This window comes from Streptomyces sp. NPDC047000 (genome assembly GCF_040644295.1).
Taxonomy (GTDB): Bacteria; Actinomycetota; Actinomycetes; order Streptomycetales; family Streptomycetaceae; genus Streptomyces.
This window is the reverse complement of record NZ_JBEYWE010000002.1, coordinates 1-21859: the sequence shown is the minus strand read 5'-3', so window position 1 is coordinate 21859 and position 21859 is coordinate 1. Positions and strand designations below refer to the sequence as shown.

The 21859-nt window shown below is 71.3% G+C and carries 21 protein-coding genes and 1 tRNA gene; 8 read left to right on the top strand and 14 right to left on the bottom strand.

The window, feature by feature from the left end; translation table 11 throughout:
• Positions 1–25 precede the first annotated feature (25 nt).
• Positions 26–211 (top strand): helix-turn-helix domain-containing protein, encoded by a 186-nt coding sequence (locus ABZ862_RS03405; RefSeq protein WP_360953039.1) that lies wholly within the window; start codon positions 26–28, stop codon positions 209–211.
• Between the two features lie 59 nt (positions 212–270).
• On the top strand, positions 271–1650 hold the full coding sequence (locus ABZ862_RS03400; RefSeq protein WP_360951510.1) for a site-specific integrase: 1380 nt from the start codon (positions 271–273) through the stop codon (positions 1648–1650).
• 174 nt (positions 1651–1824) lie between these two features.
• Here the strand turns inward: ABZ862_RS03400 and ABZ862_RS03395 are convergent.
• Positions 1825–1906, bottom strand: a tRNA-Tyr gene (locus tag ABZ862_RS03395).
• Positions 1907–2128: 222 nt separating this feature from the next.
• Between ABZ862_RS03395 and ABZ862_RS03390 the strand changes: the two genes are divergently transcribed.
• Positions 2129–2617, top strand: a complete 489-nt coding sequence (locus ABZ862_RS03390) for a YajQ family cyclic di-GMP-binding protein (RefSeq protein ID WP_360951507.1) — start codon at positions 2129–2131, stop codon at positions 2615–2617.
• An 87-nt stretch (positions 2618–2704) separates the two neighbouring features.
• On the opposite strand, the gene ABZ862_RS03385 is transcribed toward ABZ862_RS03390, so the two are convergent.
• Positions 2705–2971: a GlsB/YeaQ/YmgE family stress response membrane protein gene (locus ABZ862_RS03385; RefSeq protein ID WP_360951504.1), complete on the bottom strand. Its 267-nt coding sequence runs from the start codon at positions 2969–2971 to the stop codon at positions 2705–2707.
• Between the two features lie 188 nt (positions 2972–3159).
• On the opposite strand from ABZ862_RS03385, the gene ABZ862_RS03380 reads away from it, so the two are divergent.
• A complete protein-coding gene (locus tag ABZ862_RS03380; protein WP_360951501.1) occupies positions 3160–4404 on the top strand; it encodes an APC family permease in 1245 nt (414 codons plus the stop codon).
• Between the two features lie 247 nt (positions 4405–4651).
• On the opposite strand, the gene ABZ862_RS03375 is transcribed toward ABZ862_RS03380, so the two are convergent.
• From ABZ862_RS03375 to ABZ862_RS03320, 12 genes are all read right to left on the bottom strand, one after another.
• A complete protein-coding gene (locus ABZ862_RS03375) occupies positions 4652–5044 on the bottom strand; it encodes a YccF domain-containing protein (RefSeq protein ID WP_360951498.1) in 393 nt (130 codons plus the stop codon).
• Positions 5041–5904 (bottom strand): zinc metalloprotease HtpX, encoded by an 864-nt coding sequence (htpX, locus tag ABZ862_RS03370; RefSeq protein WP_360951495.1) that lies wholly within the window; start codon positions 5902–5904, stop codon positions 5041–5043. The genes ABZ862_RS03375 and htpX overlap by 4 nt, the downstream gene beginning before the upstream one ends.
• Before the next feature lie 293 nt (positions 5905–6197).
• A complete protein-coding gene (locus tag ABZ862_RS03365; RefSeq protein ID WP_360951492.1) occupies positions 6198–7697 on the bottom strand; it encodes an NADH-quinone oxidoreductase subunit N in 1500 nt (499 codons plus the stop codon).
• Entirely contained in the window at positions 7694–9268 is a 1575-nt protein-coding gene (locus ABZ862_RS03360; RefSeq protein ID WP_360951489.1) for an NADH-quinone oxidoreductase subunit M, read from the bottom strand. Before ABZ862_RS03360 ends, ABZ862_RS03365 begins: the two co-directional genes overlap by 4 nt.
• A 6-nt stretch (positions 9269–9274) precedes the next feature.
• Positions 9275–11269, bottom strand: coding sequence for an NADH-quinone oxidoreductase subunit L (locus tag ABZ862_RS03355; protein ID WP_360951486.1), 1995 nt, complete (start codon positions 11267–11269; stop codon positions 9275–9277).
• Positions 11266–11646 carry an NADH-quinone oxidoreductase subunit NuoK gene (gene nuoK / locus ABZ862_RS03350; RefSeq protein ID WP_360951484.1) on the bottom strand — a complete coding sequence of 127 codons (381 nt, stop codon included), beginning with the start codon at positions 11644–11646 and terminating at the stop codon, positions 11266–11268. The genes ABZ862_RS03355 and nuoK overlap by 4 nt, the downstream gene beginning before the upstream one ends.
• Positions 11646–12338 (bottom strand): NADH-quinone oxidoreductase subunit J, encoded by a 693-nt coding sequence (locus ABZ862_RS03345; protein WP_360951481.1) that lies wholly within the window; start codon positions 12336–12338, stop codon positions 11646–11648. Before ABZ862_RS03345 ends, nuoK begins: the two co-directional genes overlap by 1 nt.
• Positions 12335–12961, bottom strand: a complete 627-nt coding sequence (locus ABZ862_RS03340) for an NADH-quinone oxidoreductase subunit I (protein ID WP_360951478.1) — start codon at positions 12959–12961, stop codon at positions 12335–12337. The genes ABZ862_RS03345 and ABZ862_RS03340 overlap by 4 nt, the downstream gene beginning before the upstream one ends.
• The gene (locus ABZ862_RS03335) at positions 12961–13929 is read right to left on the bottom strand and encodes a complex I subunit 1 family protein (protein ID WP_360951475.1); all 969 of its coding nucleotides are present in this window, start codon (positions 13927–13929) and stop codon (positions 12961–12963) included. Before ABZ862_RS03335 ends, ABZ862_RS03340 begins: the two co-directional genes overlap by 1 nt.
• Positions 13926–15584 (bottom strand): NADH-quinone oxidoreductase subunit C, encoded by a 1659-nt coding sequence (locus ABZ862_RS03330; RefSeq protein WP_360951472.1) that lies wholly within the window; start codon positions 15582–15584, stop codon positions 13926–13928. Before ABZ862_RS03330 ends, ABZ862_RS03335 begins: the two co-directional genes overlap by 4 nt.
• On the bottom strand, positions 15581–16294 hold the full coding sequence (locus ABZ862_RS03325; protein ID WP_360951469.1) for an NADH-quinone oxidoreductase subunit B family protein: 714 nt from the start codon (positions 16292–16294) through the stop codon (positions 15581–15583). The genes ABZ862_RS03330 and ABZ862_RS03325 overlap by 4 nt, the downstream gene beginning before the upstream one ends.
• Entirely contained in the window at positions 16285–16689 is a 405-nt protein-coding gene (locus ABZ862_RS03320; RefSeq protein ID WP_360953036.1) for an NADH-quinone oxidoreductase subunit A, read from the bottom strand. Before ABZ862_RS03320 ends, ABZ862_RS03325 begins: the two co-directional genes overlap by 10 nt.
• Positions 16690–17065: 376 nt before the next feature.
• Here ABZ862_RS03320 and ABZ862_RS03315 point away from each other — a divergent pair, with 376 nt between their 5' ends.
• The 4 genes from ABZ862_RS03315 to ABZ862_RS03300 form a co-directional block, all read left to right on the top strand.
• Complete coding sequence (locus ABZ862_RS03315; protein WP_360951466.1) at positions 17066–18379, top strand: sensor domain-containing protein; 1314 nt, start codon at positions 17066–17068, stop codon at positions 18377–18379.
• A 127-nt stretch (positions 18380–18506) separates the two neighbouring features.
• Positions 18507–19928, top strand: a complete 1422-nt coding sequence (locus tag ABZ862_RS03310) for a sensor domain-containing protein (protein ID WP_360951464.1) — start codon at positions 18507–18509, stop codon at positions 19926–19928.
• A gap of 235 nt (positions 19929–20163) precedes the next feature.
• Positions 20164–20823 carry a response regulator transcription factor gene (locus ABZ862_RS03305; protein WP_360953033.1) on the top strand — a complete coding sequence of 220 codons (660 nt, stop codon included), beginning with the start codon at positions 20164–20166 and terminating at the stop codon, positions 20821–20823.
• Positions 20824–21095: 272 nt separating this feature from the next.
• On the top strand, positions 21096–21859 hold a 764-nt coding region (locus ABZ862_RS03300), incomplete at its 3' end, for a 2-oxoacid:acceptor oxidoreductase family protein (RefSeq protein WP_360951461.1).

The following is a 21859-nucleotide window of genomic DNA, read 5'->3' as shown; positions in this document are numbered from 1 at the left end:
GGAAGCCGTGACAAGGAGTCGCACCGTGGCACGCCCCAAGATGCTCAAGCTCCCTGAAGTCCTCGAAGAGATCGAGATGAGCCGCGCCGCCTTCTACCGCATGCGCGCCCGGGGCAAGGCCCCGAAGCTGATCAAGCTTCCCAACGGTCAGCTTCGCTGCCGCCGCACCGACCTTGACGCCTGGTGGTCGTCCATGGAAGACGCTGCCTGATCTCCCCCGGCACACGAGACATGAGGGGCCCGCTTCCGGCGGGCCCCTCAGGAGTTTGCATGTCACTGACCTATGACGTCCGTCTCTACTCCATCGAAGTACGCAGGGACCGCCCTAAGCCCTACCGCCTCCGTTGGCTGGTCGGGGAGCACAAGCACTCCAAGAGCTACACGCTCAAGGTGCAGGCTGAGGGGCGCCGCTCGGAACTCATGTCGGCTGTGCGCCGCGGCGACCAGTTCGACGAGGAAACGGGACTGCCTGTCTCCGAGTTGCGCGCGAAGCAGGGTTCCATCACCTGGTACGAGCACAGCCGCACGTACGTCGACCGCAAGTGGGCGTCGGCCCCCGCGAAGTCGCGGAAGAACTACGCCGACGCGTTGGCCACCATCACGCCCTCGCTCGTCAAGACGAAGTCGGGCATGCCCGACGCCGCCCTGCTGCGGCGGGCGCTCTACGGGTGGGCTTACAACCGGAACCGCTGGGACGAGACGCCGCCGGACGACGTTGCCCGCGCCCTCGCGTGGATCGCCAAGCACTCCGTGCCAGTGTCCGCGCTGGAAGATCCCGCGACCGTGCGTCTCGCCCTGGACGCCTTGTCGCTGCGGCTGGACGGGAAGGCTGCTTCACCGCGTACCGCGAAAAGGAAGCGCGCATGCCTGAGCGACGTTCTGGGGATCGCCGTGGAAGAGAAGTACTTCAGCATCCCGGTCAACCCGCTCACGACCGTGAAGTGGACCGCCCCGAAGTCGGTGGAGCAGGTGGACCCGGAGAGTGTCGCCAATCCGCGCCAGGTGCGTGCGCTCCTGGCCGGGGTACGGGAGCAGGGGCCGCGCGGGCGGCATCTGGAAGCGTTCTTCGGGTGCCTGTACTACGCGGCCATGCGACCGGCGGAAGCCTCCGCGCTGCGTGAGGCACAATGCCACCTCCCGGAATCCGGATGGGGCATGCTCACGCTGCGACAGGGCATCGTCCGGGCCGGACGTAATTGGACGGACGACGGGACCGCGCACGAGGCGCGGCACCTGAAGGCCCGCGCGGAGAAGGACTCCCGGCCGGTGCCCATCCCGCCGCACTTTGTCCGCATGCTGCGGCAGCACATCGCCACGCACGGCACGGCGCCGGACGGTCGGCTGTTCCGTACCAACCGCAACGGCTTGCTACAGGAGACCGGCTACGGGGAGGTATGGGCGAGGGCACGCCTGCACGTGCTGAGTGAGGCTGAGACGGCCTCACTGCTGGCACGCCGCCCCTACGACCTACGGCACGCCGGAGTGTCGTTCTGGCTCAGCTCCGGCGTGGACGCGATGGAGTGCGCCCGCCGCGCCGGCCACAGTGTCGCGGTGCTGCACAAGGTGTACGCCAAGGTTCTCGACCAGAGCAGGGAGCGCGCGAACGGGCGGATCGAAGCGGCCTTGCAGGAGTGGAACGAACCGACGTGATCATGCCTTCCCCCGGGGGACACCTGGGGGAGACGTGCTGATCGACGGTGGGATATGAGCGGCATCAAGTGAGACACGTCCGCGTTTCGTCCACGGCGAATCGAACGGGGTCCGACAACGAGAAACCCCCTCCGACCTGCCGTGATGGCTGGCCGGAGGGGGTTTTCCCCAAAGTGGCGGCGCCAGGATTCGAACCTGGGAAGGCGAAGCCGGCAGATTTACAGTCTGCTCCCTTTGGCCGCTCGGGCACACCGCCGGGGGTGTTGCCGTTCGAACCGCCTTGCGGTGGTCCTCCCTGGCAACGACGTAAACAATACCCGATGTCGAGGGGTGCTTCGCCACCCGATTGAGCTGCGCCCGGGCGGCCCCGGGTGGCTAGGCTTGTGCGGATGCGGCCCGGGATCACACCGGGTTCGGCGGCTCCCCACGCGCGCCGACACGCACCCCGACAGCACCCGGATACAAGGAGCCACAGGACATGGCCGACTCCAGTTTCGACATCGTCTCGAAGGTAGAGCGGCAGGAGGTCGACAACGCCCTCAACCAGGCCGGCAAGGAGATCTCGCAGCGCTACGACTTCAAGGGCGTGGGTGCCTCGATCTCGTGGTCCGGCGAGAAGATCCTGATGGAGGCGAACTCCGAGGACCGGGTCAAGGCGGTCCTCGACGTCTTCCAGTCCAAGCTGGTCAAGCGCGGTATCTCACTGAAGGCGCTGGACGCCGGTGAGCCGCAGCTGTCCGGCAAGGAGTACAAGATCTTCGCGACGATCGAGGAGGGCATCTCCCAGGAGAACGCGAAGAAAGTGGCGAAGATCATCCGTGACGAGGGGCCGAAGGGCGTCAAGGCCCAGGTGCAGGGTGACGAACTCCGCGTCAGCTCCAAGAACCGCGACGACCTCCAGGCCGTGATCGCGCTTCTGAAGGGCAAGGACTTCGAGTTCGCCCTGCAGTTCGTCAACTACCGGTAGAGCACCGGTCCTCGGGACGGCAGCAGGGCGGGCGGGCGCCGGGTGCGGCGCCCGCCCTTCCCGTCCGCGGAACGGGGTCCGGGGCGGTCAGTCGCGGGAGTTGCCGAAGAGGATGCGGTAGAGGATCAGCAGGACGAGCGCGCCGCCGATCGCCGAGGCCCAGGTCGCGGTGTCGTAGAAGTGCTTGGTGACCGGGTGGTCCAGCCAGCGGGCCGATATCCAGCCGCCGATGAACGCTCCCGCTATGCCGATGAGGGTCGTGCCGATGAAGCCGCCCGGATCGCGGCCCGGCAGCAAGAGTTTGGCGATGGCTCCGGCCAACAGCCCCAGGATGATCCAGCCTATGACGGTCATGCCGTGAACCTGCCCTTCCGTGCTGTGCACGCACTGTCCCGGCGCTGTGATCTCCGTCCTGGACAGGCTGTGCCCCGTTGTGCGTACGGCGTCCCGCTTACGGTGGTCTCGCATGTGTTCGTGCCGTGTTGCCGGGGAGGACGTCATGGCGGCACCCGGTGGTTGCACAGGTCAGTAAGGTGCGGGCCATGACACGGTCCGACAGCTCACTGCGCCGCAGCCTGGGTGTCCGCGACGCCGTCGTGATCGGGCTCGGCTCGATGATCGGGGCGGGCGTCTTCGCCGCCCTCGGTCCGGCGGCGCGTGCGGCGGGGCCGGCGCTGCCGCTGGGCCTCGCGGTGGCGGCCGTCGTGGCGTACTGCAACGCGGATTCCTCGGCCCGGCTGGCCGCGCGGTATCCGCAGTCGGGCGGAACGTACGTGTACGGGCGGGAGCGGCTCGGACCGTTCTGGGGATATCTGGCGGGCTGGGCGTTCGTCGTCGGCAAGACGGCCTCGTGCGCCGCGATGGCGCTCACCGTGGGGGCGTACGTCTGGCCGGGGCAGGCACACGCCGTGGCCGTGGCGGCCGTCGTGGCGCTGACCGCGGTGAACTACCGCGGTGTGCAGAAGTCGGCCTGGCTGACGCGGGTGATCGTGGCGGTGGTGCTGGCGGTCCTCGCTTCCGTGGTGGTGGTGTGTCTGGGATCCGACGCCTCGGACGCCGGGCGGCTGGGCCTCAGCCGGTCCTCGGGGGCGGCGGGGGGCGTGCTGGAGGCGGCGGGGCTGCTGTTCTTCGCGTTCGCCGGCTACGCGCGGATCGCGACGCTCGGCGAGGAGGTGCGGGATCCGGCGCGCACGATCCCCCGCGCGATCCCGCTGGCGCTGGGCATCACCCTGGTGGTGTACGCGTGTGTGGCGCTCTCCGTCCTTTCCGTGCTGGGGCCGACAGGCCTAGGGCGTGCCGCCGCGCCACTGGCGGACGCGGTGCGGGCGGCCGGGGTGCCGGGTCTGGTGCCCGTGGTGCGGGCGGGTGCGGCCGTGGCCTCTCTCGGGTCGTTGCTCGCGCTGATCCTGGGGGTGTCGCGGACGGCGCTGGCGATGGCCCGCGACCGGTATCTGCCGGGTGCGCTGGCGGCCGTGCACCCCCGTTTCCGGGTACCGCACCGGGCGGAGCTGGCCGTGGGCGCGGTGGTCGCCGTCCTGGCCGCAACGGTGGATGTGCGGGGCGCGATCGGGTTCTCCTCCTTCGGTGTACTGGCCTACTACGCGGTGGCCAACGCCTCCGCGTGGACGCTGGAGGGTGCTCCGCTGTCGCGGGTGGTCCCCGTCGTGGGGCTGCTCGGCTGTGCGACGCTGGCGTTCGCCCTGCCGTGGGTCTCGGTGATCGTGGGCGCGGGTGTGCTGGCGGTGGGTGCGGCGGCCTACGGCGTACGGCGGTGGGCGGCGGCCTGACGTCGTAGGACCCGTGTGGCCGTACGGCGTGGGCGGTGCCGCAGGGGACGCCGCGGACGCCGGGTCACCGTTTGAGGGGTCGTACGGCGGCCGGGGAGCCGGTCACGGGTCCATGATGCACTCCGCCGCCGACAACCGGCCGGGCCTGTGGACAACCGGCCGGACCTGAGGAGGACCGGCCGGCGGTCATGGGGTGCGGACAGCCTCCGCCCTACGGCCGCACCCGCGCCGTCAGGCTGTCAGGCTGTCAGCGGGTCGCGAACGGCTGGTCGGTCGGGACGATCTCGCGGCCCAGCGGGAACAGCGAGACGGGGATCAGCTTGAAGTTGGCGATGCCGAACGGGATGCCGATGATCGTCAGGCAGAGGGCCAGACCGGTGACGAGGTGGGTGAGGGCCAGCCACCATCCGGCCAGCACCAGCCACAGGACGTTGCCGATGTAGGACGGCGCCCCGGCGTCACGGCGCTCGACGGTGGTGTACCCGAAGGGCCACAGGGCGTAGAGCCCGATACGAAAAGCAGCAACGCCAAATGGAATTCCGATGATCGTGATGCACAGCAGCACTCCGGCGAGGAGGTAGCCGAGGAACAGCCAGAAGCCACTGAGGATCAGCCAGATGATGTTGAGGATTGTCTTCACTGCTGACGACCTGCCATCTGCTCGAGCCGGGCGATGCGGTCCGCCATCGGCGGGTGGGTCGAGAACATCTTGGACAGTCCCTGGCCCGGGCGGAACGGGTTCGCGATCATCATGTGGCTGGCGGTCTCGATCCGTGGTTCCGGGGGCAGCGGGAGCTGTTGGGTACCTGTCTCCAGCTTGCGCAGTGCGCTGGCGAGGGCAAGCGGGTCGCCGGTGATCTGGGCGCCGGACGCGTCGGCCTCGTACTCCCGGGAGCGGCTGATGGCGAGCTGGATGAGGGTGGCCGCGAGGGGGCCCAGAAGCATGATCAGCAGGAAGCCGAGGATTCCGGGGCCGTCGTCGTCGTCCGAGCGGCCGATGGGGATCAGCCAGGCGAAGTTGACCAGGAACATGATCACCGAGGCGAGGGCTCCGGCGACCGACGAGATCAGGATGTCGCGGTTGTAGACGTGGCTGAGCTCATGGCCGATGACGCCGCGCAGCTCGCGTTCGTCGAGGATGCGCAGGATGCCTTCGGTGCAGCACACCGCGGCGTTGCGCGGGTTGCGGCCCGTCGCGAAGGCGTTGGGTGCCTCGGTCGGGGAGATGTACAGGCGCGGCATGGGCTGGCGGGCCTGGGTGGAGAGGTCGCGGACCATGCGGTAGAGGGCGGGGGCCTCGAACTCGCTGACCGGACGGGCGCGCATGGCGCGCAGTGCCAGCTTGTCGCTGTTCCAGTAGGCGTACGCGTTGGTGCCGAGGGCGACGAGGACCGCTACGACCAGGCCCGTGCGGCCGAAGAGGCTGCCGATGAGGATGATGAGTGCCGACAGACCCCCGAGGAGTACTGCGGTCCTGAGCCCGTTGTGCCGGCGGTGCACGGTACGCCCTCCAAGTCGTGCAGCAGGGGAACCCTTTGCCTGGGTGTGGCTTGCTGGTCGCGTGGCTGGTCAGCTCTGCTTCGTCGTGTTCATCGTTCTCGTGGTGCCGCGGTGCCACCGGCGCTGTGGTGCCACGTCCAGTGGACCCTTCCGCACTGGTCAACGCCAGGCGGGGGTCACTAGTTCCCCGGGCCTGTCCGCCGCGGCTTCCGCCGTCCGGGTGAGGGGCACACGACGGCACGCGCGCGTGCAGGCCTGCTTTGCCGCACGCGCGCGTGTCGTGTGTCCGTGGGTCAGAAGAGACCGGTCGCGGTGAAACGCAGGACCAGTTGGGGGGCGCCCGAGAGGGCGATGCCGAGGACCCCGGTCAGGGCGATCGCGGCGGTGAGGGGCGCGGGGACGCGGTGTCTCTGCGGCTCGCCCTCAGGGGAGCGGAACAGCAGGGCCGTCCACTGGAGGTAGTAGAAGAGAGCGATCGCGACGTTGACGGCCATGACGACGGCGAGCCAGCCGAGACCGGCGTCGACGGCGGCCGAGAAGACGGTGACCTTGGCGAACAGGCCGATGACCCCGGGCGGCAGCCCGGCCAGGCAGAGCAGGAAGAAGGCCAGCAGAAGGGCGGCCAGGGGGTTGGACGCGTACAGCCCGCGGTAGTCGGCGACACGGTTGAGGGACTTCGTACGGCCGACGAGTGCGGCCACGGCGAAGGCGCCGAGGTTCACGGCGGCGTACATGAGGGCGTACGCGACGGTGGAGCCGATCGACTTCTCGGCGTCGCCGGAGTATCCGGCGGCGGCGATCGGCACCAGGAGGTAGCCGGCCTGGCCGACCGACGACCAGGCGAGCAGCCGTACCGCGCTGTACGCGCGCGTGGTCTGCTGCCGGAAGGCTCCGAGGTTGCCGACGGTCATGGTGAGCGCGGCCAGTACGGCGAGCGCCGGGCCCCACACGTCGGCGTACGACGGGAAAGCGACGACCGTGACGAGGATCAGGCCGGAGAAACCGACGGCCTTGCCGACGACCGACAGATAGGCGGCGATCGGCAGGGGCGCGCCGACGTAGGTGTCGGGCACCCAGAAATGGAAGGGGACGGCGGCCGTCTTGAAGGCGAAGCCGATGAGGGTGAGGACGACGCCGGTCTGGGCGAGGGTGTGGAACTGTCCGTCGACGTGCGGGAGGCGGTCGGCGACCTGGGTGAGGTACAGGGAGCCGGTGGTGGCGTAGACGAAGCTGATGCCCATCAGGCTGACAGCGGTGGCGGTGACCGAGGAGAGGAAGAACTTGAGTGCCGCCTCGGAGGACTTCCGGTCGCCGTGCCGCATGCCGACCAGGGCGAAGGCGGGCAGGGAGGCGACCTCCAGGGCGACGATCAGGGTCGCCAGGTCACGGGAGGCGGGCAGGAGGGCGGCGCCGGCGGCGGAGGAGAGCAGCAGGAACCAGAACTCCCCCTCGGGGATGCCGCCGCGCGCGTCCTTGAGCCCGGTGACCGACAGGAGTGCTGCCAGGAGGGCTCCGCCCAGGGCGAGGAGCTGGATGACGAGGGTGAAACGGTCCGCCGTGTAGCTGCAGGCCTGAGGCTGCCCGGTGAGGCAGAAGGTACTGCGGTCGCCGTCGAGGAGGGGCAGCAGGAAGGCGGCGGCGACGGCCAGGCCGGTGACGGAGACCCAGCCGAGGAGCGGTTTGCGCGCCTCGCTCAGGAAGAGGTCGGCGACGAGGACGGCGAGGCCGGTCGCGGCGGCGATGACGGGCGGCGCGACGGCGAGCCAGTCGACGGACTGGACGAGGGAGCTCATCGGGTGCCTCCTGCGAGGAGCTGCTGCACGGCCGGGTCGGTCAGGCCCAGGAGGGCCTTCGGCCACAGCCCGGCCACGACGGTGAGGGCGACGAGCGGGCTCCAGGCCGCGAACTCGTAGGTGTGGACATCGGCGAGTTCGGGGGCCTGGGCCGGTACGGGGCCCATGCAGACGCGGCGGACGACGGCGAGCATGTACGCGGCCGTCAGCAGGGTGCCGAACGCGGCGACCGCCATGAAGGTGAGGAAGGCCCCGCGGTCGAGACCGGCACCGGGTGTGAACGCGCCGAACAGGGCGAGCATCTCGCCCCAGAATCCGGCGAGGCCGGGCAGGCCGAGGGAGGCGACGGCACCGAAGGCGAGCAGGCCGCCGAGGCGCGGTGCCCGGCCGTAGAGGGCAGCGCCCGTGGTCTCGGCGAGGGTGTCGAGGTCGGTGCTGCCGGTGCGGTCCTTGAGGGCGCCTACCAGGAAGAAGAGGAGGCCGGTGATGAGTCCGTGGGCGATGTTGGCGAACAGCGCGCCGTTGACGCCGGTCGGGGTCATGGTGGCGATGCCGAGCAGCACGAACCCCATGTGGCCGACGGAGGAGTAGGCGATGAGCCGTTTGAGGTCGCCCTTCGCGCCCTGCCTGACGAGGGCGAGGCAGGCCAGGGATCCGTAGACGATCCCGACGACGGCGAAGGCCGCGAGGTACGGCGCGAACGTGCGGAAGCCGTCGGGTGCGACCGGGAGCAGGATGCGGACGAACCCGTACGTGCCCATCTTCAGCAGCACACCGGCCAGCAGGACCGAGCCGACGGTCGGCGCGGAGGTGTGGGCGTCGGGCAGCCAGCTGTGCAGCGGCCACATCGGGGTCTTGACGGCGAGCCCGATCCCGATGGCCAGAACGGCGATGACCTGCACGGATGTGGTGAGCGACCGACCGTTGTCAGTGGCGAGTGCCATCATGTCGAACGTGCCCGCCTTGATTCCGATCAGGAGCAGGCCGAGCAGCATGACGACGGAGCCGAGGACCGTGTAGAGGATGAATTTCCACGCGGCGCGGTCCCGTCCCGCACCGCCCCAGCGGGCGATGAGGAAGTACATCGGGATGAGCACGGTCTCGAAGGCGAGGAAGAACAGCAGCAGGTCGAGGACGGCGAAGGTCGCGAGGGTGCCGGTCTCGAGAAGGAGGAGCAGCGCGACGAGTGCCTTCGGGGAGGGTCCCGCCGGCGGCTTGAAGTACGTGTAGAGCGCGCAGAGGAAGGTCAGCAGCGCGGTCAGGACCAGAAGGGGGAGGGAGATGCCGTCGATGCCGAGGTGGATGCGCACGTCGAGTGCGGGGATCCAGCTGATGTCGGTCGTGGCCTGCATCTTCGACGGACGGTCGTGGTCGAAGCCGAGCGCGAGGACGATCGCGGCGGCGAGGACGACGCCGGTCACGGTGACGCCGTGCCGCAGTACGGCCTGCTCGGGCGACTTCCCCTTCAGCCCGGGCGGGGCGGGCAGCAGGGCCGCGGCGGCGCCGATGAGCGGGCCGACGACGACGAACGCCAGAAGGAACTGCATCACGGACTCGTTGATATCGATCACGTCTGCTCACGCTCCCGTGGCGACGAGGACGACGGCGACCGTGAGGACGACGGTGCCGGCGAGCAGCGCGCTCACATAGGTCTGCACATTGCCGGTCTGGGCACGTCGTACGGCGGTGCCCAGCCAGCGGGGCAGGGCGGCCGTGCCGCGTACGTAGGTGTCGACGACCTCGCGGTCGAGGAACCGGACGAGTTCCGCTCCGGCCTGGACCGGGCGGACGAACGCCGCCGTGTAGAGGGCGTCGAGGCGGAAGCCGGCGGCCGCGGGGCGGTGCAGCGGGCCGAGCAGCAGCCGTCCCGGGTCTGCCGGGTCGGGTGCGGAGGCGATGTCGCCGTAGGCGGGGGCGTGGGAGGCGATGGCTTCGGCCTCCACCTGAGCGGCGTCGGCCCCGGGGTGGGCGGCGACCGCGCCGAGCGGGACGGCGGACCTGAGCGCGGTGGCGTGGCGCCAGGCTCCGTAGGTGATGACGCCGCCTGCCAGGGCGAGGCCCGTGCCGAGGACGGAGGTGGTGAGGGTCGGGGTGAGGTCCTGGCCGTCGAACCAGTCGGGCAGCGTGCGGTAGGCGAGTCCGCCCAGGGCCAGGGAGGGGACGGCGAGCACCCACAGCACGGCGGTCATGGCGAGCGGCTGGCGGCCGTGGTCGGGCGCCTCGGTGCCCTGGCCGCGGAAGGCAAGCAGCCACAGCCGGGTCGCGTACGCGGCGGTGAGCAGGGCGGCGGTGAGGCCGGTGATCAGGACGATCCAGCCGGTGGCGCCGGGTACGTGCCCGGTGTGGCCGGTGGCGACGTGCTCGGCGGCGCCGAGCACGGACTCCTTGGAGAAGAACCCGCTGAACGGCGGGATCGCGGCGAGCGCGAGGAGGGCCACGGTCATCGTCCAGTAGGCGTCGGGGACGCGGTCGCGCAGCCGGCCCATGCGGGACATGGCACTGAGCGAGTTGGTCCCGGAGGCGTGGATGACGGCGCCGGCCGCGAGGAACAGCAGCGCTTTGAAGGCGCCGTGGGTGAGGAGGTGGAAGACGGCGGCCCCGCGGTCGCCGACGGCGAGGGCGCCGGTCATGTAGCCGAGCTGGCCGATCGTCGAGTAGGCGAGGACGCGTTTGATGTCGTCCTGGGCGAGTGCGGCGAGCCCGGAGCCGACCATCGTGATCCCCGCCATCACTGACAGGACGACCATGGCGGCCGAGGATGCCTCGAAGACCGGGAGGAGGCGGGCGACGAAGTAGACACCGGCGGCGACCATCGTCGCGGCGTGGATCAGGGCGGAGACGGGGGTCGGGCCCGCCATCGCGTCAGGGAGCCAGGTGTGCAGCGGGAACTGCGCGGACTTGCCCGCCACACCGGCCAGGAGCAGCAGGGCGATCAGCGTCGGGTGGCCGAGGCGGCCGTCGGCGACCGCGGCGAGGACGCGGGTGATGCGGAAGGAGCCGGCGTCGGTGGCGAGGGCGAACAGACCGATCAGGAACGGCACGTCGCCGAGCTTGGTGACGAGGAATGCCTTCATGGAGGCGGCGCGGGCCTCCGGGGTCTCCCAGTAGTGGCCGACCAGGAAGTAGGAGCAGATGCCCATGACCTCCCAGCCGACCAGCAGCACGATCAGGTCGCCCGAGTAGACGACGAGCAGCATCGCGGAGGTGAACAGGGAGACGAGGGCGGCGTAGGAGGGGTAGCGCGGGTCGTCGTGCAGATAGGCGGTCGAGTAGATCTGCACGCAGGTGGCGACGACGCCGACCACGACGGCGACCAGGGCGGCGAAGCCGTCGATGTGCAGGGCCAGTTCGATGGGGACCGAGCCGGTCGGGGTGAGTTCGGTGGCGGCGTCGACCGCGTGTCCGCCGCCCTGGCGGGCCGCGACCAGGACGGCCAGCACGAAGGAGGTGAGGACCGGCAGGACGGCGAGCGGTCGGACGAAGCCGGGGGCGGTGCGGCCGAGGAGCAGGCCGGCGACCGCGCCCAGGAACGGGAGGAGGGGGACGAGGACGGCGAGGGTGGTGGTGGTCACGCGGTGGCCTCGGCCTTCTCGGCCGCGGAGGCCTCGCTGTCGGTGCCGTCGGGCTCATGGCCCTCGGCGGTGTCGCGGAGCCGGTCGATGTCCGAGGTGCCGCGGTTGCGGTACACGGCGAGGACGATCGCCAGGCCGATGCCGATCTCGGCGGCGGCGACGGTGATGGTGAAGAGGGTGAGGGCCTGGCCGGAGTGCAGGGTCTCGTGGGCGGCCTTGCTGAGCCACACGTCGAAGGCGACCAGGTTGAGGTTGACGGCGTTGAGCATCAGCTCGACGGACATCAGGACGAGGATCGCGTTGCGGCGGGCGAGTACGCCGTACAGACCGGTGCAGAACAGGAGGGCGGAGAGCACGGCGGGATAGGCGAGGTGCATCAGCGGGCCCCTTCCTGCTCGGCCGGATTTTTCCGGACATCCGGGACGGACGGGGAACTCTCGGGGACGGGTCGGGAGTTCAAGGGGGGAGAGTTGTTCTCCGCCTCCGCCCTGGCCTTGCGGGACAGGACGATGGCGCCGACCAGCGCGGCGAGGAGGAGGACGGAGAGCGCCTCGAAGGGCAGTACCCAGTTCTGGAAGAGGCTCGCTCCGGTGACCTGGGTCGAGCCGGCGGCCGGGCCGTCGAGATCGATCCAGGTGGCGCGGAAGGCGTCGGTGACCACCCAGATCAGGGCGGCCGCGGCGGCCACGGCCACGGTGAGGGCGGCCCAGCGGTTCCCGGAGTCGGCGTCCGGGGAGCGGCCGATGGGGGCCTTGGTGAGCATCAGTCCGAAGAGAAGGAGGACGACCACGGAACCGACGTAGATGAGGACCTGTACCCAGGCGATGAACTCGGCGGTGAGCAGCAGGTATTCGACGGCGAGGCCGCCGAGGGCGACCACCAGCCAGAGGGCGGCGTGCACCAGTTGACGGGTGGTGACGGTGATGAGGGCGGCGCCGAAGGTGACCAGGCCGACGAGGAGGAAGGCGATCTCCACGCCGGTCGGGGAGAGGAAGCCGTGGGTCCCGGTGGCGGCCGTGGCCTGCGAGGCTGTCGCGGTGGCCGTGGTGGCGGCTGCGGCGAGGCTCACTCGTCTCCCTCCTGTGGCTCGGGGCGGGTTCGCGGTGCGGTGCGGGGCCGGGGTTCGGGTGCCGGCTCGGGCTGGGCGGCGGCCGACAGTTTCTCCGCGGTCTTGCGGGCGGCGGCGATCTCCTTGGGCTCCTCCGCACCGGGGTCGAGGGCGGGCGGGGCCGGGACGGTCCACATCCACTCGCGGAGCTTGTCGCGTTCGTGCGTGAGGTCGCGGATGTCGGTCTCGGCGTACTCGAACTCCGGGGACCAGAACAGCGCGTCGAAAGGACAGACCTCGATACAGATACCGCAGTACATGCAGAGGGAGAAGTCGATGGCGAAGCGGTCGAGGACGTTACGGCTGCGTTCCCGGCCGCCGGGGGCGGCCGCGGGGATCGTCTCCTTGTGGGAGTCGATGTAGATGCACCAGTCGGGGCACTCGCGGGCGCACAGCATGCAGACGGTGCAGTTCTCCTCGAACAGCCCGATGACCCCGCGGGTGCGGGGCGGGAGGTCGGGCTGGACCTCCGGGTACTGCTGGGTGACCGTCTTCCTCGTCATGGTGCGGAAGGTGACGGCCAGTCCCTTGGCGAGGCCGGCGCCGGGGATGCGGGGCCGGGTGGACGGCACTGGCTCGGCCATCAGGAGATCACCACCTTGACGATGCCGGTGAGGGCGATCTGAGCGAGGGAGAGGGGGATGAGGAGGGTCCAGGAGAGTTTCTGCAGCTGGTCCTCGCGCAGCCGGGGATAGGTGACGCGCAGCCAGATGACGACGAAGGAGAGGAGCGCGGTCTTCAGCAGGGTCCACAGCCAGCCGAGGCCGTCGGCGCCCCAGGGGCCGTGCCAGCCGCCCAGGAAGAGGACGGTGGTCAGGCCGCTGAGCACCACGATCCCCGCGTACTCGGCGAGGAGGAACAGAGCGAAACGCAGCCCGGTGTACTCGGTGTACGCGCCGAAGATGATCTCCGAGTCGGCGACGGGCATGTCGAAGGGCGGGCGCTGGAGTTCGGCGAGGCCCGCCACGAAGAAGACGACCGCGCCGGTGATCTGCCACGGCAGCCACCACCAGTGGAAGGCGTCGACGATGCCGGGGAGGGAGACCGTGCCGGCCGCCATCGCGACGGAGGCGGCGGTCAGGAGCATCGGCAGTTCGTAGGCGAGGAGCTGAGCGGCGGTGCGCAGGCCGCCGAGGAGGGAGAACTTGTTGGCGCTGGCCCATCCGGCCATGAGTGAGCCGAGGACGCCGACGCCCATGACGGCGAGCACGAAGAAGATGCCGGCGTCCAGGACCTGACCGACGGCGCCCTCGCCGGGGCCGATCGGGACGGCGAGCAGGACGAGCAGATACGGCAGGAGGGCGACGGCCGGGGCGAGCTGGAAGATGCGGCGGTCCGCGCCGGCGGGGACCACGTCCTCCTTCTGCGCGAACTTCACGCCGTCGGCGACGAGCTGGGCCCAGCCGTGGAAACCGCCGGCGTACATCGGACCGACGCGGCCCTGCATATGGGCCATCACCTTGTGCTCGGTCTGGCCGACGATCAGGGGGAAGGTGAGGAAGACGACGAAGACGACCACGAGTCGCAGGGCGACGTCGAGCACGTCGTTCACTGCGGGCCTCCTGCGGGGTCTTCGGGGGTGCGGGGCGTGCCGGGGGTGCCGTGGTTGCCGGGAGATGCGGAGTCCGCGGCGGGGCGTGGGGTGTCCGGGGCGCCGGTGGCCGGAGCCTCGGCGGAGGGGTTCTCGTCGGCCGGCAGGTCCTCTGCGGGGATTTCCTCTGCCGGGGTGCCGTCGGTCCCTGGTTCCTCGGGCCGGGGTTCCTCGCCCATGGGCTCCTCGCTCGCGGGCCCCTTGCCCCTGGACTTCTCGCTCCTGGACGTCTCGCTCGCGGACTTCTCACCCCCGAACGCCTCGCTCGCGGACCCTTCGTTCCCGGGTTCCTCGGACGGTGACCGGGGTTCCTCGGACGGTGACCGGGGTGGCGCGGACGCGGGTGCGGCGTCGTCGAAGGCCGGGCGGGGGTGGTGCCACGGGGCGTCCGAGCTGCGGGGCGCGTCGGCGGGCGGCGGCGGGGAGCCCGGCTCGTCCGCCGCGGGGTGCGGGGTGCGCTGCGAGGCCGAGCCCTGGCTCGCGCTGCGTGACCGGCGGGGTGCGGGGGTCCCGGGAGCGGGAGCGGCGCCGTGGGGCACCTGGCCCTCGGCGTCCTGGATCCCTTCGGCACCCTGGCTGCCCTCGGTGCGGTGCGGGCCCGCGGTGTCGTGCGGGCCCTCCAGGTCGCCGGGTCGCTCGTCGCTGCCGGGTGCCACGGGTGCCTGGGACGGCTTCGGTGCCTGGGCGTCTCGGGGTCCGGGGGCCGGTGCGGCCGGCAGCGGCTGTGGAGCCGGCGGGGTGGCGGTGCCGGGCGTCGTGTCCGGGGCCGGGGGCCGCTGGGAGGCTGAGCCTCCGGCGGCGCTGCGGGCGCGGCGGGGGCCGGCCGGGGCCGGGGCACCACCGGTCGTGCCGGGTCCCGAAGCCGCTGCGGCGGCACTGTCCACGCCGGTGGCGCTGTCCGCGGCGGCAGAGGACGTCGCCGCCGCTGCCGGGCCCGGCTGGCCGGCCGAGCCTTCGGCGGCCGTGCGGGAGCGGCGTACCGGGCGGTCGCCGGTGGCGCGGGCACGGGCGGGGCGGGTCGGGGCAGGGGGGAGCTGGCCCTTCAGGGGGCCCCACTCGTTGGGGTCGGGGACGCCCGGGGGAAGCATCTGGCGGCGCTTGGGCCCGCCGTGGTCGGACTCGCCCGGTTCCTTGGCGCCCGGCCAGGACTTGGCGACGCGGGCCGCGAGGACGAAGTCCTTGCGCAGCGGGTGGCCCTCGAAGCCCTCGGGAAGGAGGAGGTGACCGAGACCGGGGTGGCCCTCGAAGACGACGCCGAACATCTCGTGGGTCTCGCGCTCGTGCCAGCCGGCGCCGGCGTAGACCGCGACGGCGGTGGGAAGGACGGGTGCCTCGTGCGGGACGGTCGTCCGGACGAGGAGGCGGCGGACCGGGGACAGGGCGACGACGTGGGCACAGATCCGGAAGCCGGTGGCCGGCTCGTCGACGGCGCTGAGCCAGTCGAAATAGGTGCAGCCCAGCCGGTCGCGGGCCGTCTCCAGGGCGGTGAGCCAGGCGCTGGGCGGGACGTCGACGGTCAGGATCTCGTAGGACTCCTCGGCCGTGGCCTCGGGGCCGAAGAGTTCCCCGGCGGGGGCGGGCAGCCAGCCGGGGCCGGAGGGCGGCGGCGTCGTCATCGTCGTCCGTCCTCCGTGGTCCCGCCCTGCTGAGGAGCCCGGCCCGGCTGGGAGGACCGGTCGGGCAGGTCGGGCGCCGGCGGCGGGGTCACCAGCCCGCTCTGCAACGCTGCCGCCGACGGCCGTGCGGCCGTGCGCGTCCGGGCGCCGCCGTCGCCGTACCGCTCGCCGAGCGACTCGGCGGCGATCTTCTCCTGGAGCTTGAGGATCCCCTGGAGGAGGGCCTCGGGGCGGGGCGGGCAGCCGGGGACGTAGACGTCGACCGGGATGATCTGGTCGACGCCCTTGGTGACGGAGTAGGAGTCCCAGTAGGGGCCGCCGCAGTTGGAGCAGGCGCCGAAGGAGATGACGTACTTCGGCTCGGGCATCTGCTCGTACAGACGCTTGACCGCGGGGGCCATCTTGTCGGTGACCGTGCCGGAGACGATCATCAGGTCGGCCTGGCGCGGCCCCGGGGCGAAGGGGATGACGCCGAGGCGGATGAAGTCGTGGCGGGCCATCGACGCGGCGATGAACTCGATCGCGCAGCAGGCGAGGCCGAAGTTGAAGACCCACAGGGAGTAGCGGCGGCCCCAGTTGAGGACCACCTTCATCGGCTCGGGGGCGAGCCGGGAGAGCACGCCCAGCTTCCCCCTGTCACCGGCGGGGGCGGTCCCGGGCGCCGGCAGTGCCACGGGCTGCCGCCCGCCGGTGTTCGGGGTCACGTCCATGTCAGGACGCCCTTCTTGTACGCGTACAGCAGACCGACGGCCAGGAAGCCGAGGAAGACGAACATCTCGACGAGGGTCGTGGCGCCGTAGCCGGGGGCGGCGAAGACCGTCGCCCAGGGGAAGAGGAAGATCGAGTCGACTGCGAAGATCACATACAGGAAGGCGTAGACGTAGTAGCGGACCTGGGTGTGGGCCCAGCCCTCGCCGACGGGGTCGACGCCGCACTCGTAGGTCAGGAGTTTCTCGGGGGTGGGGACCACGGGCCGCAGCAGCCGTCCGGCGCCGAAGGCCACGGCGACGAACAGCACGCCGACGACCGCGAGCAGCCCGAGCACCGAGTAGGACCGGAAGTAGCCCGCCGGATCGGCCGCGACGACGACGGTCGAACCGTGCAGCGCGTCCGGCAGCCCGTCCGGCAGCGTGTTCGGCAACGTCTCCCGCACCGTGGGTCCCTCGCTCCCTGGTCTCGTGGGGGTCCCGGCGGAGCCACGCCCGTCGCGCCCGCCGCCTCCGCCGTGTCAGGCCGACGGGCCTGCCGGACGGCCTCAACGGCTCGGACGACTTGGTAGGCCTGGACGGCCTGGTCGGCGTACGCCGTGTGACTCCTGTGAACCCCGTGTTCGACGATCTGTACGCACGGGAGTCTAGGCCCTGATAAAGGGATGGTCGGCAGTCCTGCGGCAGAGAGAACCCGGTAGTGGGGTTTTCCCCCGTCGTGCACGGCGGGGGACCTCATGGCGCGGGGGCGTGCGGCACGGCAGGCTGGCCCCCATGACCGAACGTATCCCCGCCCCGGGCCCGGCACGCCCGTACACGGCGGGCCGCACCGCTCGACCGGGTGACGGTGACGACCCGGTGCCGCCGCCCCGCCTCGCCTACGACGCCCACACCTGGAAGGAGATCGCGCATCTGCTGACGAATCTCCCGACGGCGCTGCTGGGGTTCGTGTACGCGGTGACGGCGCTGTCGGTGAGCGGCGGGCTGACGGTGACGGTGGTCGGGTTCCCGCTGCTCGCGACGGCGCTGTGGGGTGCGCGGCAGCTGGGGCGGCTGGAGCGGGCGAGGGCAAGAGCGCTGCTCGGCGTGCGGATCGACGAGCCGAGCCCGCTGCCCTGGGGAAAGGGACCGAGGGCCCGGAAGAAGGGCCGGACGGGACAACGGGGGCAGGACGGACAAGGGGTCTTCCAGCGGCTGTGGATGGCGCTGAAGGACCCGGTGGCCTGGCGCACGGTGCTGTACGACCTCATCCGGCTGCCCTGGGGTGTGCTGACCTTCACGGTGACCCTGACGTCGCTGTTCGTGCTGTGGCCGGTGCTGCCGTTCCTGGCGCGGGGGCTGGCCAACGCGGACCGGGCGATGGTGCAGGCTCTGCTGTCGCCCTCGGACGAGCTGGAGCAGCGGATCGCGGAGCTGGAGTCGGACCGGGGCGTGGTCGTGGACACGGCGGCGGCGGACCTGCGGCGCATCGAGCGCGATCTGCACGACGGCGCACAGGCCCGCCTCGTCGCCCTCGCCATGGGTCTCGGTCTGGCGAAGGAGAAGCTGCTCGAGGACCCGGACGCGGCGGCGACCATGGTCGCCGAGGCGCACGGCGAGGTGAAGCTCGCGCTACAGGAACTGCGCGACCTCGCCCGCGGCATCCACCCCGCCGTCCTCACCGACCGCGGGCTCGACGCCGCCCTCTCCGCCGTCGCCTCCCGCTGCACCGTCCCCGTGCAGGTGACGGCGGAGCTGGACGAGAGACCGGCCGCCGCCATCGAGGGCATCGCCTATTTCACGGTCTCCGAGCTGCTGCAGAACGTCAGCAAGCACAGCGGGGCACGAAACGCCTCCGTCGACGTGTGGCGGACCGACGACCGGCTGCTGATCCAGGTGTGGGACGACGGCCGGGGCGGTGCGCGTCTCGACGGTGGTTCCGGCATACGCGGGCTCGCCGACCGGCTGGACGCGGTGGACGGGCTGTTCGCCGTCGAGTCCCCGCAGGGCGGCCCCACCACGATCACGGCGGAGCTGCCCTGGCGGAACCGGGTGCCCGAGCCCGGCGGCACGTCGTCCCCGGGCAGGGGCTCCGCCGCTCCGAGGTAGGGAAAACCCCCGCACGAAGAGGCCCACGGACTCCATGGTCCGGCGCCGCGCGGACGAGCAGGGTGGAACCAAGGTCACGGCAACCGCGGGCGGCAGCACCGCGGGACGAGCAGAACGGACGACGGCGATGGCCACGCGCTTCGGGGACTACGGGGACTACGGGGACTATGGGGACTTCGGAAACCACGGAGACTTCGGGGACTACGGGAGTCACCGGGGCTCCAGGGGCTACGGGGAGTACGGCGATCACCGCGGGGGCCACGGCTGGTGGCGGCGGCTGCCGGCCGTGGTGCGGGCGCCGTTCGAGGCGCGCGGCTGGCGTGAGCTGTGCTACGTCCTCCTCAGCCTGCCCCTCGGCATCACCCTGTTCGTCTACGCGGTGACGATGGTGTCGCTCGGAGCGGGCCTGCTGATCACCTTCCTCGGCGTCCCGGTGCTGGCGGCCGCGCTGGCGGGCTGCCGGGGTCTGGGTGCGCTGGAGCGGGCGCGGGCCCGGCACCTGCTGCGGCTCGAGGTGGGCGCCCCCGAGCCGCTGCGCGTGCGCAAGGCGGGGCCGCTGGGGTGGATGGGGGCGGTGCTGAAGAGCGGCACGTCGTGGCGGGCGCTGTCGTACGCGGTGTTGCAGTTCCCGTGGTCGGTGTTCTCGTTCTCCGTCGCGGTGACCTTCTGGACGTGCGGCTGGGGGCTCCTGACGTATCCGCTGTGGTTCTGGACGTACCCGGTGTTCGGCGGGCAGGACGGAATGCAGCTCTACGGTGACGCACACCACCAGATCTACCTGGACAACCCCTTCGAGGTCACCGTGACGGCGCTGGTGGGGCTGCTGTTCACGCTGGCCACGCCGTGGATCGTGCGGGCGCTGACGATGGTGGACCGGCTGATGGTGCACGGGCTGCTCGGGCCGTCGAGGCTGTCGGCGCGGGTGGTGGAGCTGGAGTCGGACCGGGGCGTGGTCGTGGACACGGCGGCGGCGGACCTGCGGCGCATCGAGCGCGATCTGCACGACGGCGCACAGGCCCGCCTCGTCGCCCTCGCCATGGATCTGGGCCTGGCGAAGGAGAAGCTGCTCGAGGACCCGGACGCGGCGGCGAGCATGGTGACCGAGGCGCACGGCGAGGTGAAGCTCGCGCTACAGGAACTGCGCGACCTCGCCCGCGGCATCCACCCCGCCGTCCTCACCGACCGCGGGCTCGACGCCGCCCTCTCCGCCGTCGCCTCCCGCTGCACCGTCCCGGTACGGGTGGACGTGGATCTGACGCGGCGGCCGGCGGCGGCGATCGAGGGGATCGCGTACTTCACGGTCTCCGAGCTGTTGCAGAACGTCAGCAAGCACAGCGGGGCGCGGAACGCCTCGGTCGACGTGTGGCGGTCCGACGACCGGCTGCTGCTCCAGGTCGAGGACGACGGGCACGGCGGCGCCGGTGCGACCGGGGGATCGGGACTCGCGGGTCTCGCCGAGCGGCTGGACGCGGTGGACGGTGTCCTGGTGGTGGACTCACCGGCCGGCGGCCCCACCCGGATCACGGCGGAACTTCCCTGGCGGGGCTGAACCGCCCGAGCGGTCCGCCCCCTCCCCTCCCCTGCCCTCGACGACAGCCCGTCCGCCCCCGGCCCCCGGCCCCGCGCGGCCGAAAATCGCGCACCTCGGCGCCCGTACTCCCCCACGATCGGCGCGCACCCGCCCCGATGCTGGGATGCTGGCCCTGCGGACTGCCCCGCGGCCGCTGTGAGAAGGCCGGGGCGCGCGAAACCTGGCTGGGGGGCCGTAGATCGTGGAGGACAGGGTGCAGGTCGTCATCGCCGAGGACTCGGTGCTGCTCAGGGAGGGCCTGACCCGGTTGCTGACCGACCGGGGACATGACGTCGTGGCGGGTGTCGGCGACGGGGACGCGCTGATCAAGACCGTGACGGACCTGCACGCGCAGGGTGAGCTGCCGGACGTGGTGGTGGCCGACGTACGGATGCCGCCCACGCACACCGACGAAGGCGTGCGGGCGGCGGTCCAGCTGCGGAAGGCGCATCCGGGGCTCGGGGTGCTGGTGCTGTCGCAGTATGTGGAGGAGCGGTACGCCACCGAGCTGCTCGCCGGATCGAGTCATGGTGTCGGCTATCTGCTCAAGGACCGGGTGGCGGAGGTCCGGGAGTTCGTGGACGCGGTGGTCCGGGTGGCGTCGGGCGGTACGGCGCTGGACCCGGAGGTGGTGGCGCAGCTGCTCGGGCGCAGCCGCAAGCAGGACGTGCTGGCCGGGCTCACCCCGCGGGAGCGGGAGGTGCTGGGGCTGATGGCCGAGGGCCGTACGAACTCCGCGATCGCCAGGCAGCTCGTGGTGAGCGACGGGGCGGTCGAGAAGCACGTCAGCAACATCTTCCTGAAGCTCGGCCTGTCGCCCAGTGACGGCGACCACCGGCGTGTCCTGGCGGTGCTGACCTACCTGAACTCCTGATGATCTGACACTGTGTCAGATAACGGGCATGGACACCCGGCGGCACCCGGCGGCGCCCGGCTCCACCCGCCGCGCCCGGGGTACCCGCCGGGAGCGGCGTCCGGTACCCGCCGGGAGCGGCGTCCGGGCGCCCGTCTCGGCGTGTCGTCTCAGTGTGTCGTCCATCATCCGAACGGCCGAGGGAAGGCGACCCTAACGGACGTAGGGTTGGGGCTGGGAACGCCTGCGGGAAGGCCGCTCCCAGACACCCGCCTCGAGGGAGGTCCAGTTCAGTGACCAGCCAGGTCAGCAGCCCAGCGGAGCAGGCCGACGGAGCCGTGCCAGGAGAACAGCGCGCATCGGTGCGGCCGAAGGACGTCCGGCGGCTCGACCGGGTGATCATCCGGTTCGCCGGTGACTCCGGTGACGGCATGCAGCTCACGGGCGACCGTTTCACCTCCGAGACGGCGTCGTTCGGGAACGATCTGTCCACCCTGCCGAACTTCCCGGCCGAGATCCGCGCCCCTGCCGGTACCCTCCCCGGCGTCTCGTCGTTCCAGCTGCACTTCGCCGACCACGACATCCTCACGCCGGGCGACGCGCCGAACGTGCTCGTCGCGATGAACCCGGCCGCGCTGAAGGCCAACATCGGCGATCTGCCGCGCGGCGCGGAGATCATCGCCAACACGGACGAGTTCACCAAGCGGGCGATGCAGAAGGTCGGCTACGCGGCCAGTCCGCTCGAGGACGGCTCGCTGGACGGATACAGCATCCATCCGGTGCCGCTGACCACGCTGACCGTCGAGGCGCTGAAGGAGTTCGACCTCACCCGTAAAGAGGCCGAGCGCTGCAAGAACATGTTCGCGCTGGGCCTGCTGAGCTGGATGTACCACCGGCCGACGGAGGGGACGCTCAAGTTCCTGAGGTCGAAGTTCGCCAAGAAGCCTCAGCTGGCGGAGGCGAACGTCACGGCGTTCCGGGCGGGCTGGAACTTCGGGGAGACGACCGAGGACTTCGCGGTCTCCTACGAGGTGGCGCCGGCCGCATCCGCGTTTCC